The organism is Aeromonas sp. ASNIH4 (genome assembly GCF_002934425.1).
Lineage (GTDB): Bacteria > Pseudomonadota > Gammaproteobacteria > Enterobacterales > Aeromonadaceae > Aeromonas > Aeromonas hydrophila.
Genome location: NZ_CP026217.1, coordinates 185,802 through 202,092 on the forward strand (window position 1 = coordinate 185,802; position 16,291 = coordinate 202,092).

At 62.5% G+C, this 16,291-nt stretch carries 14 protein-coding genes; 6 read left to right on the forward strand and 8 right to left on the reverse strand.

Annotated elements, in window-relative coordinates; all coding sequences use genetic code 11:
* The first annotated feature begins 17 nt into the window (after nucleotides 1–17).
* Nucleotides 18–638 (forward strand): L-lysine exporter, encoded by a 621-nt coding sequence (gene lysE, locus C2U40_RS00880; protein WP_011704530.1) that lies wholly within the window; start codon nucleotides 18–20, stop codon nucleotides 636–638.
* A 127-nt stretch (nucleotides 639–765) separates the two neighbouring features.
* Nucleotides 766–2,745, forward strand: coding sequence for a bifunctional 2',3'-cyclic-nucleotide 2'-phosphodiesterase/3'-nucleotidase (locus C2U40_RS00885; protein WP_181014755.1), 1,980 nt, complete (start codon nucleotides 766–768; stop codon nucleotides 2,743–2,745).
* A 65-nt stretch (nucleotides 2,746–2,810) separates the two neighbouring features.
* On the opposite strand, the gene C2U40_RS00890 is transcribed toward C2U40_RS00885, so the two are convergent.
* The 8 genes from C2U40_RS00890 to hslR form a co-directional block, all read right to left on the reverse strand.
* Nucleotides 2,811–3,287 (reverse strand): glycine zipper 2TM domain-containing protein, encoded by a 477-nt coding sequence (locus C2U40_RS00890; RefSeq protein ID WP_005308463.1) that lies wholly within the window; start codon nucleotides 3,285–3,287, stop codon nucleotides 2,811–2,813.
* A gap of 137 nt (nucleotides 3,288–3,424) precedes the next feature.
* Nucleotides 3,425–3,877 carry a GNAT family N-acetyltransferase gene (locus C2U40_RS00895; RefSeq protein WP_039215349.1) on the reverse strand — a complete coding sequence of 151 codons (453 nt, stop codon included), beginning with the start codon at nucleotides 3,875–3,877 and terminating at the stop codon, nucleotides 3,425–3,427.
* 120 nt (nucleotides 3,878–3,997) lie between these two features.
* Nucleotides 3,998–4,393, reverse strand: coding sequence for a nitrous oxide-stimulated promoter family protein (locus tag C2U40_RS00900; protein ID WP_019840812.1), 396 nt, complete (start codon nucleotides 4,391–4,393; stop codon nucleotides 3,998–4,000).
* A 112-nt stretch (nucleotides 4,394–4,505) separates the two neighbouring features.
* Nucleotides 4,506–6,308, reverse strand: a complete 1,803-nt coding sequence (locus tag C2U40_RS00905; protein ID WP_103827350.1) for an aminopeptidase P family protein — start codon at nucleotides 6,306–6,308, stop codon at nucleotides 4,506–4,508.
* A 33-nt stretch (nucleotides 6,309–6,341) separates the two neighbouring features.
* Complete coding sequence (locus C2U40_RS00910; RefSeq protein WP_011704535.1) at nucleotides 6,342–7,007, reverse strand: GntR family transcriptional regulator; 666 nt, start codon at nucleotides 7,005–7,007, stop codon at nucleotides 6,342–6,344.
* Nucleotides 7,008–7,182: 175 nt separating this feature from the next.
* Nucleotides 7,183–8,808: a phosphoenolpyruvate carboxykinase (ATP) gene (gene pckA, locus C2U40_RS00915; RefSeq protein WP_103827351.1), complete on the reverse strand. Its 1,626-nt coding sequence runs from the start codon at nucleotides 8,806–8,808 to the stop codon at nucleotides 7,183–7,185.
* 149 nt (nucleotides 8,809–8,957) lie between these two features.
* On the reverse strand, nucleotides 8,958–9,842 hold the full coding sequence (gene hslO, locus C2U40_RS00920) for an Hsp33 family molecular chaperone HslO (RefSeq protein WP_024943636.1): 885 nt from the start codon (nucleotides 9,840–9,842) through the stop codon (nucleotides 8,958–8,960).
* A gap of 108 nt (nucleotides 9,843–9,950) precedes the next feature.
* A complete protein-coding gene (gene hslR / locus C2U40_RS00925; RefSeq protein WP_041216200.1) occupies nucleotides 9,951–10,349 on the reverse strand; it encodes a ribosome-associated heat shock protein Hsp15 in 399 nt (132 codons plus the stop codon).
* A 214-nt stretch (nucleotides 10,350–10,563) separates the two neighbouring features.
* Here hslR and exeC point away from each other — a divergent pair, with 214 nt between their 5' ends.
* The 4 genes from exeC to exeF are packed head-to-tail and all read left to right on the forward strand — an operon-like array spanning nucleotide 10,564 to nucleotide 16,194.
* Nucleotides 10,564–11,412 (forward strand): GspC family type II secretion system variant ExeC, encoded by an 849-nt coding sequence (exeC, locus tag C2U40_RS00930; protein WP_272481873.1) that lies wholly within the window; start codon nucleotides 10,564–10,566, stop codon nucleotides 11,410–11,412.
* A 21-nt stretch (nucleotides 11,413–11,433) separates the two neighbouring features.
* On the forward strand, nucleotides 11,434–13,467 hold the full coding sequence (gene exeD, locus C2U40_RS00935; protein WP_103827352.1) for a GspD family T2SS secretin variant ExeD: 2,034 nt from the start codon (nucleotides 11,434–11,436) through the stop codon (nucleotides 13,465–13,467).
* Entirely contained in the window at nucleotides 13,467–14,972 is a 1,506-nt protein-coding gene (exeE, locus tag C2U40_RS00940; RefSeq protein ID WP_029301892.1) for a GspE family T2SS ATPase variant ExeE, read from the forward strand. Before exeD ends, exeE begins: the two co-directional genes overlap by 1 nt.
* A gap of 1 nt (nucleotide 14,973) precedes the next feature.
* Nucleotides 14,974–16,194: a GspF family T2SS innner membrane protein variant ExeF gene (gene exeF, locus C2U40_RS00945; protein ID WP_010635230.1), complete on the forward strand. Its 1,221-nt coding sequence runs from the start codon at nucleotides 14,974–14,976 to the stop codon at nucleotides 16,192–16,194.
* The last annotated feature ends 97 nt before the right edge of the window (nucleotides 16,195–16,291 follow it).

Here is a 16,291-nt window from a genome sequence, read left to right on the forward strand (position 1 = left end):
TGCTGGACGGTTCATCCATGTTTGCTACCACCCTGCAAGGCTTCACCCTCGGCCTTGCCATGATCATTCCCATCGGTGCCCAGAATGCCTTCGTGCTGAGTCGGGGCATCCACCGCAACCACCACCTGCTGACGGCGACCCTCTGCTGCCTGTGCGATCTCGTGCTGATCGGCATCGGGGTGTTTGGCGGAGCCAACCTGCTGGCGGCCAGCCCGATCGGCCTGGCCCTGCTGACCTGGGGCGGCGTGTTGTTTCTCGGCTGGTTCGGTATCCGTTCCCTGCGCAGTGCCTGGCGCGGGCAGGGAGCCAAGCTTGCGGACTCGCCCCAGTTGATGGGGGTCAAGAGCGTGCTGGCCATGACCCTCGGGGTGACCCTGCTCAACCCCCACGTCTACCTGGACACCCTGATGCTGCTCGGCTCCTTCGGCAGCCAGTTTGCCGAAGAGTTGCGGCCGGCCTTTGCGGCCGGGGCCATGCTGGCCTCGCTGGTCTGGTTCTACAGCCTGGCGTTCGGGGCGGCTGCCCTCTCGCCCTGGCTTGCGCGCGGCAGGGTTCAGCAAGCTATTGATACTATTGTTGGTTTCATCATGCTGGGGCTGGCGTTGCAACTGGCGAGCGGGGCTCTGCTGGCGTCATAAGGCTATTTTTGTGCCGCACCTCATAAAAATTAATCCCGGCTTCATGCGCTGACATATTCGTCTGTTAAATTCCCGTCGCTGGTAAAGCGACACTCATAATAAAAGGGACAAGACAGTGAATAAAACCATGAAGCTGGGTGCTATTGCAGCCATCGTGCTGTTATCTGCCTGTAGCAATGAAAACGACAGCAAGGCGCAACCGGGTGAGGTTGCCCTGCGTCTGATCCAGACCTCCGATATCCACTCCAACGTGCTGGGCTACGACTACTACCAGAACAAGGAAGATCGCAAGTTTGGCCTCTCCCGCACCGCGCTGCTGATCCGCGCGGCCCGCGCCGAAAACCCCAACAACCTGCTGCTCGACAACGGCGACCTGATCCAGGGCACGCCGCTGGCGGACTACATCTTCGAGCAGTCCGGTGCCGGTTACCTCGACAAGCAGGCCCACCCGGTGTTCAAGGCGATGAACGAGCTCGGCTACGATGCCGGCAATCTGGGCAACCACGAATTCAACTACGGGCTGGATTACCTCACCAAGACCCTGCAGGGAGCCAAGTTCCCCTATGTGAACGCCAACGTGTTCGAGGCGGGCGCCTTCAAGCGCGATGCCAAGGGGCAAATAGACTGGAGCGGCAACAAGTTCACCCCCTACCTGCTGCTGGAGCGCAAGGTGAAGGATGACAAGGGCCAGCTGCAGACCGTCCAGGTCGGCATCCTGGGGCTGACCCCGCCGCAGGTGCTGCAGTGGGACAAGCGTCACCTGGAAGGCAAGGTGGTGGTGGCCGACATGGTCGAGACCGCCAACCACTATGTGCCCGAGCTGCGCGCCAAGGGCGCTGACATAGTCGTAGTGGTGGCCCACACCGGCATCAACGCCAGCAGCTACGAGGCGATGATGGAGAACTCCGCCTGGCACCTGGCCAAGGTGAAGGGGGTCGATGCCCTGATGCTGGGCCACGCCCACAAGAACTTCCCGGGTGACTTCCCGGATCTGCCGGAGGTGGACAACAAGGCCGGCACCCTGAGCGGTATTCCGACCGTGATGCCGGGTTACTGGGGCAACCACCTCGGCATCATCGACCTCAAGCTGGAGCAGGTGGACGGCAAGTGGCAGGTGAAACAGAGCCAGGCCAGCCTGCGCAAGATCGACTCCAGCGAGGGCAGCGCGGTGGATCAACGGGTGGTGGACCTGGTACAGGCCGACCACGACGCCACCAACCAGTGGCTGGACGAGCCGCTTGGCAAGATCACCTCCTCCATCCACAGCTTCTTCGCCCTGGTGCAGGATGATCCTTCGGTGCAGCTGGTGAGCGATGCCCAGCGCAAGCATGCCGAACAGCTGCAAAAAGACGGTCTGCTCAAGGAGTCCTACCCCATCCTGTCGGTGGCGGCGCCGTTCCGTGGCGGTCGCAACGGCATCAATGACTTCACCTATGTGGCTCAGGGTGACATCTCCCTGCGCAACGTCTCCGACCTCTACATCTATCCGAACACCCTGCAGGTGGTCGAGGTGAACGGGGCCACCGTCAAGGAGTGGCTGGAGATGAGTGCCGGCCAGTTCAACCAGATCGATACCGGCAAGACCGAGGTGCAGTGGCTGGTGAACGAGAAGTTCCCCACCTACAACTTCGACGTGATCGACGGGGTCAACTATGAGGTGGATATCACCCAGCCGGCCCGTTACAACAAGGAAGGGGCCAAGGTCAGCGACGGCCAGCGCATCAGCAGCCTCACCTTCAATGGCCAGCCGATCGATCCAGCCCAGAAGTTCTACGTGGTGACCAACAACTACCGCGCCAGCGGCGGCGGCCACTTCCCGGGCATCGACGGCAGCAACATAGTGCATGAAGACCCCTTCGAGACGCGCGAGATCATCGCCCAGTACCTGAAGGCCCAGTCTGCCGACAACCCGGCCGGCTTCAGCCCGGCGGCCAACAACAACTGGCACATGAAGGCCCTGCCGGCCAACGTGGACGTGCGGCTCTACTCCTCGCCCCGCGAGGAGGCCAAGCAGCTGGCCGGTGCGGATCTGGAGTACAAGTCCACCCTGCCGATGGATGATGCCCAGCACCCTGGCTACGCCATCTTCCGGCTGATCCGTCAGTAATTCCCGGCCGACATGGCAATAAAAAAAGCCCTCGCACTGCGAGGGCTTTTTCATGGGCGGAGGGCTTAGTTGACCACGGCCACGTTGATGGTGCCGTTGCCCTGGGTCATGCGGACCCGGGCGCCCGGTACGAAGGTGGGGCTGGCCTTTTGCACCACCACGATGGATTCGCCGTTCTCTTTCTTGATCTCGAGTTCGACGCCGTCCACCTGGTTGAGCTTGTCACCGGCCGCCTTGCCGGCTGCCGCACCCGCGATGGCGCCACCGGCCGCGGCGATGTCGCTGCCGCGCCCGCCGCCAATGGTGCTGCCGAGCAGGCCGCCAACCACGGCGCCGCCGATGGTGCCGATCAGCGAGTTTTCATCGGCCTGGATCTTGACCGGGCGGGTGGAGAGGATGGTGCCGTAGCTGACGGTCTGCACCTGCTTGGCGCGATCCTTGGTGTAGACGTCACCGGAGTAGACGTCGCTGTTGGCACAGCCGCTGAGGGTGGTGGCGGTGGTGGTGGCCAACAGGGCGATGAGGGTAATGCGTTTCAACATGATGGGCCTCCTGGGCTGGCATCTAATCTGGTTTGTTCGGTCAGTGATTCAACTCTACGCCAACCGGATTGAGCATGAAACCAGCAAAGTGTAACCAATTATAAGGCCCGGGCCCCGCAAACCCCGTCACCGCCGGCTCAGTCGAGCCGTTTTTCCAGCAGCAGGCGATCCTCCCCCGGGCCGAAATAGTCGCGCTCCTCGGCCAGTTGTTGATAACCGAGTCGAAAGTAGAGGCGTTGGGCCGGATTGGCCGGATCCACCGTCAGTCTGACCCGCTCGATCCCCAGTGTCAGCAGTGACTGCTCCACCTGCAGCATCATGCGTTCGGCCAGGCCGAAGCCGCGCGCCTCCGGCAGCACAGCCAAGGAGAGCAGCCAGCCCTGCGACCGATCCTGTCCCAGTCCACCCAGGGCATAGCCCAGCAGCTTGCCGTCCAGCTCGGCCACCAGCAGCAGCTCGGGCCACAGATCCATGGCCTGGCGGAAGAAGAAGCCGGGATAGACATCCTCCCCGAATACATTGACGTCGATCTGCCAGATGGCGTGCATGTCGGTGTGGCGCGCCACTCTCAAAACGGGGGGCTGGTGCATCCGGGCTCCTGTGGTGTCGTACGTGCTGCCGGGCGGCAGTCAAAAAGGAGCCACAGGGTAGTGGGCCCGCGGGACTGATGCAAGCGGGTCTGGGGCGCTGAGCGGCAGGGCGGCCCCGACTCAGGGCGGCAGGGGACGGCTGCCCGGTCGTTTGGGGGCCTTGCGGCGGCTGTCCAGCAGGTGGCACAGGGCCAGCCAGGGGTGATGCCACAGCATGCGCGGGCCGCTCCACTTCATCACCAGCTGGATCTGCTTGCGCATGGCCGGGGCATAGCAGTGGATGTGGCAGTTGGCACAGGTGGGCTTGTGGCCGTGACCATAGCGGCAGCGGCGCAGCCGCTGGTGGGCGAACTCCTGCAACTGCTGGCAGTGCCGGCAGGCGGGATCCTGATGATGGTGGTCGCAGTAGAGGCGGATCATGGCGCTGACCGTCTGCTGCTCCCGCTTGAGCCTGGGATGCACGGGCGCCTTGTCGGCACGGGCCGGGCGCGCGGGGTGGGAGTGATGGGTCGTCATGCCGAGCATTGTCCGGACCTGGGGCGACGGGGTCTTGATACAGGTCAAACCGGCGGGCAAAAAAACAGGGCCCGCGGGCCCTGTTTCATCAGACAAGCAGCGTTATCTGCGCTTAGATGAGGCTGGTTGCCTGCTCCAGCCAGGCGAGATCCTCGCCCTCCAGCAGCGGGCTCAGGCGGCGGTAGACCTCGGCGTGATACTCGTTGATCCAGCGGAACTCGGCCGGGCTCAGCAGGCTGCGATCGATGAGGCGGGTATCGAACGGTACATAGGTCAGCCGCTCGAAGCCGAGCATCGGCAGCTCGCCGATCTGTTCCTGCTCGGTGACCACCACCAGGTTCTCGCAACGGATGCCGAAGGCATCTTCCCGGTAGTAGCCCGGTTCGTTGGAGAGCACCATGCCCGGCTGCAGGGCCACCAGACTGCCCTTGGGGGCGATGCGCTGCGGGCCTTCATGCACGCTGAGGAAGTGACCGACACCGTGGCCGGTGCCGTGGTCGTAGTTGTAACCGGCCTGCCACAGCGGCTGGCGGGCCAGCACGTCGAGCTGGATGCCGGCGGTGCCGCGCGGGAAGCGGGCCTGATCCAGCGCGATGTGACCCTGCAGTACCCGGGTGAACATCGCCTTGTGCTCGTCGGTCAGCTCACCCACCTTGATGGTGCGGGTGATGTCGGTGGTGCCGTCCAGATACTGGGCGCCGGAGTCCACCAGATAGATGCTGTCCTGGCCAAAGGTGCGCGGGGTGCCGTTGGTGTGGCGGTAGTGGCACATGGCGGCGTTGGGGCCGAGCGCCGAGATGGTGTCGAAGCTCGGCTCGACATAGTGCTCCTGCTCGCGGCGGAAGGCTTCCAGCTGGTCGGCCAGGGTGCCTTCATCCACCCCGTCGAACTCGCCGCTGGCGATCAGCCGATCCAGCCAGGCCAGGAAGCGGGTGACGGCGACGCCGTCGCGCAGATGGGCGGCGCGCATGCCGGCCAGCTCCACCTCGTTCTTGCATGCCTTGGGCAGCATGGTCGGGTCCTGACCGGCCACCAGGATGGCGCCCGCCTCTTCCATGACCAGCTGGGTCCAGGCGTTGGCGGTGTTGGGATCGGCCAGTACCTTCTGCTGATCCTCGCCGATGCGCTGCAGCACGTCACCCAGCTTGTCGATGGGGTAGACGGAGACATCCTGCCCCACGTGCTGGCTGAAGGCGAAGCAGTCGATCTTGTCGGTGTCGACGAAGAAATCCATGGTGGCGTTGGCGTAGAGCACAGCAAAGCCCAGCACCACCGGCAGCCGCTCCACGTCGCGACCACGCAGGTTGAGCAGCCAGTTGATGGGCTCGGCCTGGGTCAGCAGCACCGCATCAAGCCCGCGTTTGCGCAGATCGCTGGCCAGCATCTCGCGCTTGGCCTGGCTGGATTGGCCCGCCAGCGCTTCGCTGTAGAGGATGGCCGGGTTCTTGGTGGGGGCGGGGCGATCGCTCCAGTGCAGATCGATGGGGTTCTGCTCCACGCGCACCAGCTCGATGCCGCGCTCGGTCAGCACCGCCTTGGCATTGTGATACCAGGCCAGGCTGTGCAGGCGGGCGTCGAAGCCGACCCGGGCGCCTGACGGCAGTTGTTCGGCCAGCCACTGCACATGGGGATCTTCCACCAGATGGAGAAACTCGAAGATCTCGGCCGGTGCCTGCATGCGGGCCTGCACCGTGTAACGACCATCGATGAACAGGGCCGCCCGCTGCGCCAGTATGATGGCGAGGCCGGCGGAGCCGTTGAAACCCGTGATCCAGTCCAGTCGCTCGGCGTAGGCGGGAATGTACTCCCCCAGGTGCTCGTCGTCGTGGGGGACGATGAAGGCGTCCAGCTCCATCATGGCCAGTTCGGCCCTGACCTGGGCGACGCGGGTTTCAATAATCTCGAAATGATTCATGTCGTTAATGCCAGATTGTTGTGATGTGAGTGTTCAGTGGTTGTGGCCGCTATCCAGGATCCGCTTGATGGACTGGCCAGCCGCCTCGATATGTTGCTTGAGCAGTACCACCGCCTCGTGCTTGCGGCGGGCGCGGCACAGCTCCAGCAGCTGGGCGTGCTCGCGCTCTGCCTTGTCGACGCCATCGCTGGCGAACAGCAGCTCGAAGCGCACATAGCGGTCACAGCTCAGATTGATCTGGGCGATCAGCTCCAGTGCCTGGGGGCGGCCGGCGGCCTGATAGAGGGTGGCGTGAAAACTGTGGTTCAGTTCGGCCCAGCGTTCGATCTGGGTGCCCGACTCGAGGGCCTGGTCGAACTGGGCGAGGATCGCCTGCGCCCTGGCGAAGGTCTCCTCCGTCATCAGGTCGACGGCGTGGAACAGGGTATCGGCTTCCAGCAGGGCTCGCAAATAAAAGAGCTCCTCGATGGCCGCTGCGTCCAGCATGGTGACCACGGCGCCACGGTGGGCCTCGAACTTCACCAGCCCCTGCGCTTCCAGCTGCATCAGGGCTTCGCGCACCGGAATGCGGCTCACCGCCAGCTCCTTGGCGATGGCGTCCTGGCGCAGGGGGGCGCCGGCGGGAAACTCACCGCGCAGGATCCGGCCACGGAGGTTTTCCATCACCATTTGGGTACGGGTCTTGTAGGGTGGGGTCATGATCGGGTCACAGGGGAATCGTTACAAAATTGTATATTGTATAAAGTTGGGCTGAATCTAACGCGCAAGGGCCCACAAGGCAAGGTTTGGCGGGAGTCAAACGCCGCGCTCTGCTCAAAAAAATACCGGTCAGCTGGGCTGACCGGTATTAGATTGGCAGTAAACGGGCTGGCTGTTACAGCTGCGGGCCTGCTGCTACCAGACGCTTGCCCTCTTCATTGTCGGTGAAGCGCTCGAAGTTCTTGATAAAGCGTCCTGCCAGGTCAACCGCCATGGCATCCCACTCGGCCTTGTTGGCGTAAGTGTCGCGCGGGTCGAGGATCGCCGGGTTCACGTCGTGCAGGGCGGTCGGCACTTCCAGATTGAAGATCGGCAGCACCTTGGTCTCGGCCTTCTCGATGGAGCCATCCAGGATGGCGTCGATGATGGCGCGGGTATCCTTGATGGAGATGCGCTTGCCGGTGCCGTTCCAGCCGGTGTTGACCAGGTAGGCTTCCGCGCCGGCGGCTTCCATCCGTTTCACCAGCTCCTGACCGTACTTGGTCGGGTGCAGGGAGAGGAAGGCTGCGCCGAAGCAGGAGGAGAAGGTCGGGGTCGGCTCAGTGATGCCGCGCTCGGTACCGGCCAGTTTGGCGGTGAAGCCAGACAGGAAGTGGTACTTGGTCTGCTCCTTGGTCAGTTTGGAGACCGGGGGCAGCACGCCGAAGGCGTCGGCGGTCAGGAAGATCACCTTGTTGGCGTGACCCGCCTTGGAGACCGGCTTGACGATGTTCTCGATGTGATAGATGGGGTAGGAGACCCGAGTGTTTTCGGTCTTGGAGCCATCGTCGAAGTCGATGGTGCCGTCGGCCGCCACGGTCACGTTCTCCAGCAGCGCATCGCGACGGATGGCGTTGTAGATGTCCGGCTCGGCTTCCTTGGAAAGCTTGATGGTCTTGGCGTAGCAGCCGCCTTCGAAGTTGAACACACCGTCGTCGTCCCAGCCGTGCTCGTCATCGCCGATCAGCTGACGCTTGGGATCGGTGGAGAGGGTGGTCTTGCCGGTACCGGACAGGCCGAAGAAGATGGCCACGTCACCGTCCTGACCCACGTTGGCGGAGCAGTGCATGGAGGCGATGCCGCGCAGGGGCAGGAAGTAGTTCATCATGGAGAACATCCCCTTCTTCATCTCGCCACCGTACCAGGTGCCGCCGATGAGCTGGATCTTCTCGGTCAGGTTGAAGGCGACGAAGTTCTCGGAGTTGAGACCCTGCTCCTTCCAGTTCGGGTTGGTGCACTTGGCACCGTTCATCACCACGAAGTCCGGTTTGAAGGTTTTCAGCTCTTCATCGCTCGGGCGAATGAACATGTTTTTCACGAAGTGCGCCTGCCAGGCCACCTCGGTGATGATGCGCACGGCCAGGCGGGTATCCGGGTTGGCACCGCAGAAGCCGTCGACCACGAACAGGCGCTTGCCGGAGAGCTGTTTGGTCACCAGGGATTTCAGATGTGACCACACTTCCGGGCTGATGGCTTTGTTATCGTTTTTACCCTGGTCAGACCACCACACAGTATTCTGAGTAGTGGCGTCTTTGACGATATATTTATCTTTAGGGGAGCGGCCGGTGAAGATGCCGGTATTGACATTGACGGCGCCCAGTTCGGTCACTACGCCGCGCTCGAACCCTTCCAGGTCGGCACGTGTCTCTTCCGCAAACAGCTGGTCGTAGGAAGGGTTGCGCAGGATTTCAGTGGAGTTCTTGATACCGTACTGGTCCAGTCCTAATTGCTTGGCCAGGGTGGGTTCTGCCACGATTGTCATTGTATTCTCCTGGGTTCAGAGGTTGGTAGGGTTCTATCTGGCGTTCATCCTATCACTTAGGTGGTAGAGTTTAGCGATCGCCATCAAACTTTATAAAATAGGGTATTTTTTTGTTATTTAAGTTAAAGGCGGGTTTTGCCCGCCTTCAATTAGTGTAACTTGTTTGCATCATTACCGGGAGCCCTGCTGAACAGGGTTTCGACGTCGATCCCATCAAATTGGTACTGGGCGCCGCAATAATCACAGTGCATGTCGATCTTGCCGAGTTCCTGCACCATCTCCATGACCTCTTCCTTCTCTATCTGCAGCAGAGCCCCTTCGCAACGAGCGCGGGAGCAGGTGCAGCGGAACTCGACCGCCTGCGGATCGAACACCCGCACCTTGTCCTGGTGGTAGAGGCGGTAGAGGATCTCTTCCGCTTCCAGCCCGAACAGCTCTTCATCCTTGATGGTGCTGGTGAGCTGGGTCAGGTGCTCGAAATCGTCGCTGTGATCCTCGCTCTGGGCGGGCAGTTCCTGCAGCAGGATGCCGGCGGCGCGCGGCTCACCCTGGTGGTAGCCGGTGCGGATCCACAGCTTGGTCGCCAGCTGTTCGGACTGGGCGAAGTAGTGCTCCAGGCAGCCGGCCAGGGTGTCGGCGTCCAGCGCTATGATGCCCTGATAGCGTTCACCCTGTTCCGGGGTGATGGTGATGACCAGCTGGCCTTCTCCGATCAGGCTCTGCAGCTTGTCGTCGCTCGGCAGTTCCCCTTCATAGCGGGCCACACCACGCAGCTGCTGGTTGTTGTCGCCGTTGATGACGGCCAGCCGTACCGGGCCGTTGCCCTGCAGCTGCACCGTGATGGAGCCTTCGAACTTGAGGGTGGCGGTCAGCAGGCTGGTGGCGACCAGCAGTTCACCCAGCAGTTTTTGCACCTGTACCGGGTAGTTCTGGGCCTCAACCACGTGGCGGTAGGTGTGGTCCAGCTGGACCAGCTCGCCCCGGACTTCGTACTCTTCGAACAGATAGCGATACAGGAGATCTTGGTTACTCATCATGCATTCCTGGGTTCTTCGGTGGGGTAAATAGATAAAAACATTAATAAACAGCTGGTTAGGAACTTATTCCGGCAACTGTCGTCATAAAAGGGCCATCTTGGCGGGTCAATATTGCTTGACCTTGATCAGCTGGCGTCGCTCCTGCTTGTCGGGGCGACGCTCGGGGCTTGGCGCAAACTGGCTGTTGAAGCGGCGTGCCTCACTGTTTTCGGCCCGCTTTTTCAGGCTGGCCTCGGTCTCTTCATAGAGCTGCTGGGCCAGCGGGGCGGACTTGCGCTGCTCGCTCACCTCGAGCACCCGCACTTCCCGTTCGTCCTGACCCTGCCAGAAGCGAATGAGAGCGCCGACCTCGACATGCTTGCCCGGTTTGCTGCGCTGGCCGTTGTAATGCACCTTGCCCCCTTCAATCTGGTCGCGGGCCAGGCTGCGGGTCTTGTAAAAACGTGCCGCCCACAACCACTTGTCGAGACGGACCAGGGCTGGGGTTTCTGCGGGGTTCGGCATGAATCGACTCCGGAATGGCTGAAAGGGGTGCCTGATTATACCAGAGGCGGGCCCCGGGATAGAAACAGGGGGGCTGATGGTGTGACGGAATGTCAATTTTCGCAGCTTCATCCCATCCGGTCGGTTGTCTCTGGGTCCATTGCCGTACACAATAGCCAACCGATTTGGATGCCAGAAAATATTGATAAACATGACGCTACCGTTCAGGGATGACTTGTTGAGCTCCCTTCTGGCCCGTTGTAAAACCGTGCCACTCTCCCGATTCAGCCAGCCTCTGTTCTGGCTTCTGCTGCTGTTGCTGGCCCACCAGTGTGCCGGTCTCACCTGGCGTCTGCTGGATCTCGGCAGCCGGCCCGTCAGCCAGTCCTGGCAACCGTCGGTGGTCGCCAATCAGAGCCAGGGTGCAAACCGGCTCGACCTGAGCGGCGTCAGCCGGCTGGCACTGTTCGGCAAGGCCAAACAGCAGGCCCAGGCGGCCGATGTTGTCGCAGCCGATGCTCCCAAGACCCAGCTCAACGCCCAGCTCAACGGCGTGCTGGCGAGCTCGGATCCCGCCAAATCCATTGCCATCATCGCCCACAACGGGCTGCAGAACTCCTACGGCATCGGTGATCTCATCGATGGTACCCAGGCCAAGATCCGCCAGGTGTTCCCGGATCGGGTCATCATCGAGCGGGACGGCCGCGACGAAACCCTGATGCTGGACGGGGAAGAGTACGGCAAGCCGCTGCCCAAGCCGGGCAACCAGGACGGCAAGCTCTCCTCGGTACGCAACGAGCTGATGGGCAACCCCGGCAAGATCACCGATTACCTCAATATTTCCCCGGTCCGGGTCGATGGCCGCATGGTCGGCTATCGCCTCAATCCGGGCAGCAATCCGGAACTGTTCAATCAACTGGGGCTGGTCGCCAACGACATGGCGGTCAGCATCAATGGGCTGGATCTGCGGGATAACGCTCAGGCCATGCAGGCGATGCAGCAGGTGGCTGGCGCAACGGAAATGACCGTCACCGTCGAGCGGCAAGGACAGCTCTACGACGTTTATGTCGGCTTGTCAGAATAATGATTTGGAGTAGCACCAAGAATGATAAATAAAGGGAAGGGCTGGCGTCTGGCCACCGTGGCTGCGGCGCTGATGATGGCAGGTTCTGCCTGGGCCACCGAATATTCCGCCAGCTTCAAGAATGCCGACATCGAAGAGTTCATCAACACGGTCGGCAAGAACCTGAACAAGACCATCATCATCGAGCCTTCGGTGCGCGGCAAGATCAACGTCCGCAGCTATGACCTGCTCAACGAAGACCAGTACTACCAGTTCTTCCTGAGCGTGCTCGACGTCTATGGCTTCGCCGTGGTCCCGATGGACAACGGCGTGCTCAAGGTGGTGCGCTCCAAGGATGCCAAGACCTCCGCCATCCCGGTGGTGGACGAGAGCAACCCCGGCAGCGGCGACGAGATGGTGACCCGGGTTGTACCGGTGCGCAACGTCTCGGTGCGCGAACTGGCGCCGCTGCTGCGCCAGCTCAATGACAACGCCGGCGGTGGCAACGTGGTCCATTACGACCCCTCCAACGTGCTGCTGATCACCGGCCGCGCCGCCGTGGTCAACCGGCTGGTGGAAGTGGTACGCCGGGTCGACAAGGCGGGCGACCAGGAAGTGGACATCGTCAAGCTCAAGTACGCCTCCGCCGGCGAGATGGTGCGGCTGGTAACCAACCTCAACAAGGACGGCAACAACCAGGGCGGCAACACCTCCCTGCTGCTGGCCCCCAAGGTGGTGGCCGACGAGCGCACCAACTCGGTGGTGGTGAGCGGCGAGCCCAAGGCGCGCGCCCGCATCATCCAGATGGTGCACCAGCTGGACCGTGACCTGCAGAGCCAGGGCAACACCCGGGTCTTCTATCTGAAGTACGGCAAGGCCAAGGATCTGGTGGAGGTGCTCAAAGGCGTCAGCTCCAGCATCGAAGCGGACAAGAAGGGCGGCGCGGCCACCACCACAGGGGGTGGCGGTGCCAGCATCGGTGGCGGCAAGCTGGCCATCTCCGCCGACGAGACCACCAATGCCCTAGTGATCACCGCTCAGCCGGACGTGATGGCCGAGCTGGAGCAGGTGGTCGCCAAGCTCGATATCCGCCGTGCCCAGGTGCTGGTGGAGGCGATCATCGTCGAGATCGCCGATGGCGACGGCCTCAACCTCGGGGTGCAGTGGGCCAACACCAATGGCGGCGGCACCCAGTTTACCGACACCAACCTGCCCATCGGTTCGGTGGCCATCGCGGCCAAGGATTATCAGAAGAACGGCACCACCACCGGACTGGCTGAGCTGGCCAAAGGTTTTAACGGTATGGCGGCCGGCTTCTACAAGGGCAACTGGGCCGCGCTGGTGACGGCCCTGTCGACCAATACCAAGAGCGATATTCTCTCCACCCCGAGTATCGTCACCATGGACAACAAGGAAGCCTCCTTCAACGTCGGCCAGGAAGTACCGGTGAAGAGCGGCTCCCAGAGCTCCACCACCAGCGATCAGGTGTTCAACACCATCGAACGCAAGACGGTGGGTACCAAGCTGGTGGTGACGCCGCAGATCAACGAGGGGGATTCCGTGCTGCTCAACATCGAGCAGGAGGTCTCCAGCGTGGCGCAGAAACAGGCGACTGGTTCCGCCGATCTGGGCCCGACCTTCGATACCCGCACCATCAAGAACGCTGTGCTGGTGAAGAGTGGCGAGACCGTGGTGCTGGGCGGCTTGATGGACGAACAGAATCAGGAGAAGGTCTCCAAGGTGCCGCTGCTCGGCGACATCCCGGTGCTGGGCTATCTGTTCCGCTCCACCACCAATACCACCGCCAAACGCAATCTGATGGTCTTTATCCGGCCGACCATTTTGCGGGATGCAGACATCTACACCAGCCTCTCCAGCAACAAGTACTCCCAGTTCCGCTCCGAGCAGCAGGAGGCGGCGGCGCAGGAGGGGTACCTCACCTCGCCCAAGCGCCAGGTGCTGCCCGAGTACGGCCAGGACGTGACCATGTCGCCCGAGGCGCAGAAGCAGCTCCAGCAGATGCAGTCGGCCCCGCAGACGAGCGGCGGGTCCCAGCCATTCGTGGGTAACAAGTAATGGCGGCATACCAGCTGGATGGCGTCGACATGCCGGCAGCCCTGCCCGAGCTGCCGTTTGCCTTCGCCCGCAACTTCGGGGTGATCCTGACCGAGCGGCAGGGGGCCCCGGTGCTGCTCTGCCGCCAGGGCGTGACGCCGCAAACCCTGCTGGAAGTGCGGCGGGTGGCAGGCTGCGCCTTCACGGTGGAGCAGATGGACGGCGAGGCCTTCGAAGAGCTGCTGATGGCCCACTACCAGCGCGACTCCTCCGAGGCGCGCCAGCTGATGGAGGATCTCGGCAACGAGATGGACTTCTTCGCGCTGGCCGAAGAATTGCCCCAGAGTGAAGACCTGCTGGATGCCGACGACGACGCCCCCATCATCCGCCTCATCAACGCCATGTTGAGCGAGGCGATAAAAGAAGAGGCGTCCGACATCCATATCGAGACCTTCGAGCGGGCCCTGGTGATCCGTTTTCGCATCGACGGGGTGCTGCGGGAGATCCTGCGCCCCCATCGCAAGCTCGCCTCCTTGCTGGTGTCGCGCATCAAGGTCATGTCGCGGATGGACATCGCCGAGAAGCGGGTGCCGCAGGATGGTCGCATCTCGTTGCGCATTGGCGGCCGGGCGGTGGACGTGCGGGTCTCCACCATGCCGTCCAGCTACGGCGAGCGGGTGGTGCTGCGACTGCTCGACAAGAACAACGTGCGGCTCGAGCTCAAGCAGCTCGGCATGACGCTGGCCAACCGCAACATCATCAGCGAGCTCATTCGCAAGCCTCACGGCATCATTCTGGTGACGGGCCCGACCGGTTCGGGCAAGTCCACCACCCTGTATGCGGCGCTCTCCGAGATCAACTCGCGGGATCGCAACATTCTCACGGTGGAAGATCCTATCGAATATGACCTCGAAGGGGTGGGCCAGACCCAGGTCAACAGCAAGGTGGACATGACCTTCGCCCGCGGCCTGCGCGCCATTCTGCGCCAAGACCCGGACGTGGTGATGGTGGGGGAAATTCGCGACCTCGAGACCGCCCAGATAGCGGTGCAGGCGTCGCTGACCGGTCACCTGGTGATGTCGACCCTGCACACCAACACCGCCATCGGTGCCATCACCCGGATGCGGGACATGGGCATCGAGCCCTTCCTGCTCTCCTCCTCACTGCTGGCGGTATTGGCCCAGCGGCTGGTGCGCACCCTCTGCCCCGATTGCCGCGCGCCGCGCCCCATCACCGAGCAGGAGCGTCTGGCCATGGGCATCGAGCTGGCGCCGGATCAGCAGGTGTGGCGGCCGGTGGGCTGCGAGCAGTGCAACCACACCGGCTATCGCGGCCGGACCGGTATTCATGAGCTGGTGGTGATCGACGAAGCGGTGCGCGAGGCGATCCACAGCGCCAGCGGCGAGCTGGCCATCGAGCGGCTGATCCGGGGTCACACCCCCAGCATCCGCCGCGACGGCATCGACAAGGTACTCAAGGGGCAGACCAGCCTCGAAGAGGTGCTGCGCGTGACCCGGGAAGACTGAGATGGCAGCATTCGAATACAAGGCCCTCGACGGCAAGGGACGCAACAAGAGCGGCGTGCTGGAGGGGGATTCCGCCCGCCAGGTACGCCAGCTGTTGCGCGAGCAGGGGCTGACCCCGCTCGAGGTGAACGAGACCACCGAGAAGGCCAAGCGCGAGGCGAACCGCTTCGTGTTGTTCCGCCGTGGTGCCAGCACCGCCGAGCTGGCGATGATCACCCGCCAGCTGGCCACCCTGGTGGGGGCCGGCCTCACCATCGAAGAGGCGCTCAAGGCCGTCGCCGAGCAGTGCGAGAAGGCCCACCTGCGCAGCATGGTGGCCACGGTGCGCAGCAAGGTGGTGGAGGGCTATTCGCTGGCCGATTCGCTGGCGGCCTTCCCCCATGTGTTCGATCAGCTGTTCCGCTCCATGGTGGCGGCCGGCGAGAAGTCCGGTCACCTGGAGAAGGTGCTCAACCGCCTTGCCGACTACACCGAGCAGCGTCAGCACATGCGCACCAAGCTGCTGCAGGCGATGATCTACCCCATCGTATTGACCTGCGTCGCCATCGGCGTCATCTCCATCCTGCTCACCGCCGTGGTGCCCAAGGTGGTGGCCCAGTTTGAGCACATGGGTCAGCAACTGCCGGCCACCACCCGCTTCCTCATCGGTACCAGCGAGCTGATGCAGCACTACGGCCTCTGGTTCCTGTTGCTGCTGCTGGTGGGTGGCTTTGTCTGGCGCTGGTGGCTGACCGACGACAAGCGTCGCCGTCACTGGCACCAGCTGATCCTGCGCTTGCCGGTGATCGGCCGGGTCAGCCGGGGTCTCAACACCGCCCGTTTCGCCCGCACCCTGAGCATCCTCAACGCCAGCGCCGTGCCGCTGCTGGAGGGGATGAAGATCTCCGGCGAAGTGCTCTCCAACGACTTTGCCCGCATGCGCATCGGTGAGGCCACCGAGCGGGTGCGGGAGGGGACCAGCCTGCGCAAGTCGCTGGATGAAACCAAAATTTTTCCGCCCATGATGCTGCACATGATCGCCTCCGGCGAGCAGAGCGGCGAGCTCGACAACATGCTGGAGCGGGCGGCAGACAACCAGGATCGGGAGTTCGAAACCCAGGTGAACATCGCCCTCGGGGTATTCGAACCCATGCTGGTGGTCTCCATGGCCGGGGTGGTGCTGTTTATCGTGATGTCGATCCTGCAGCCGATCCTCGAGCTCAACAATATGGTGAATATGTAAGGTTCGGACGTTCGAATACGCTTCGCTATTCGAACCTACCAATCCAATCAACTCCGTAGGTTCGATTAGCCGACAGGCGTCATCGAACGATCGAGGT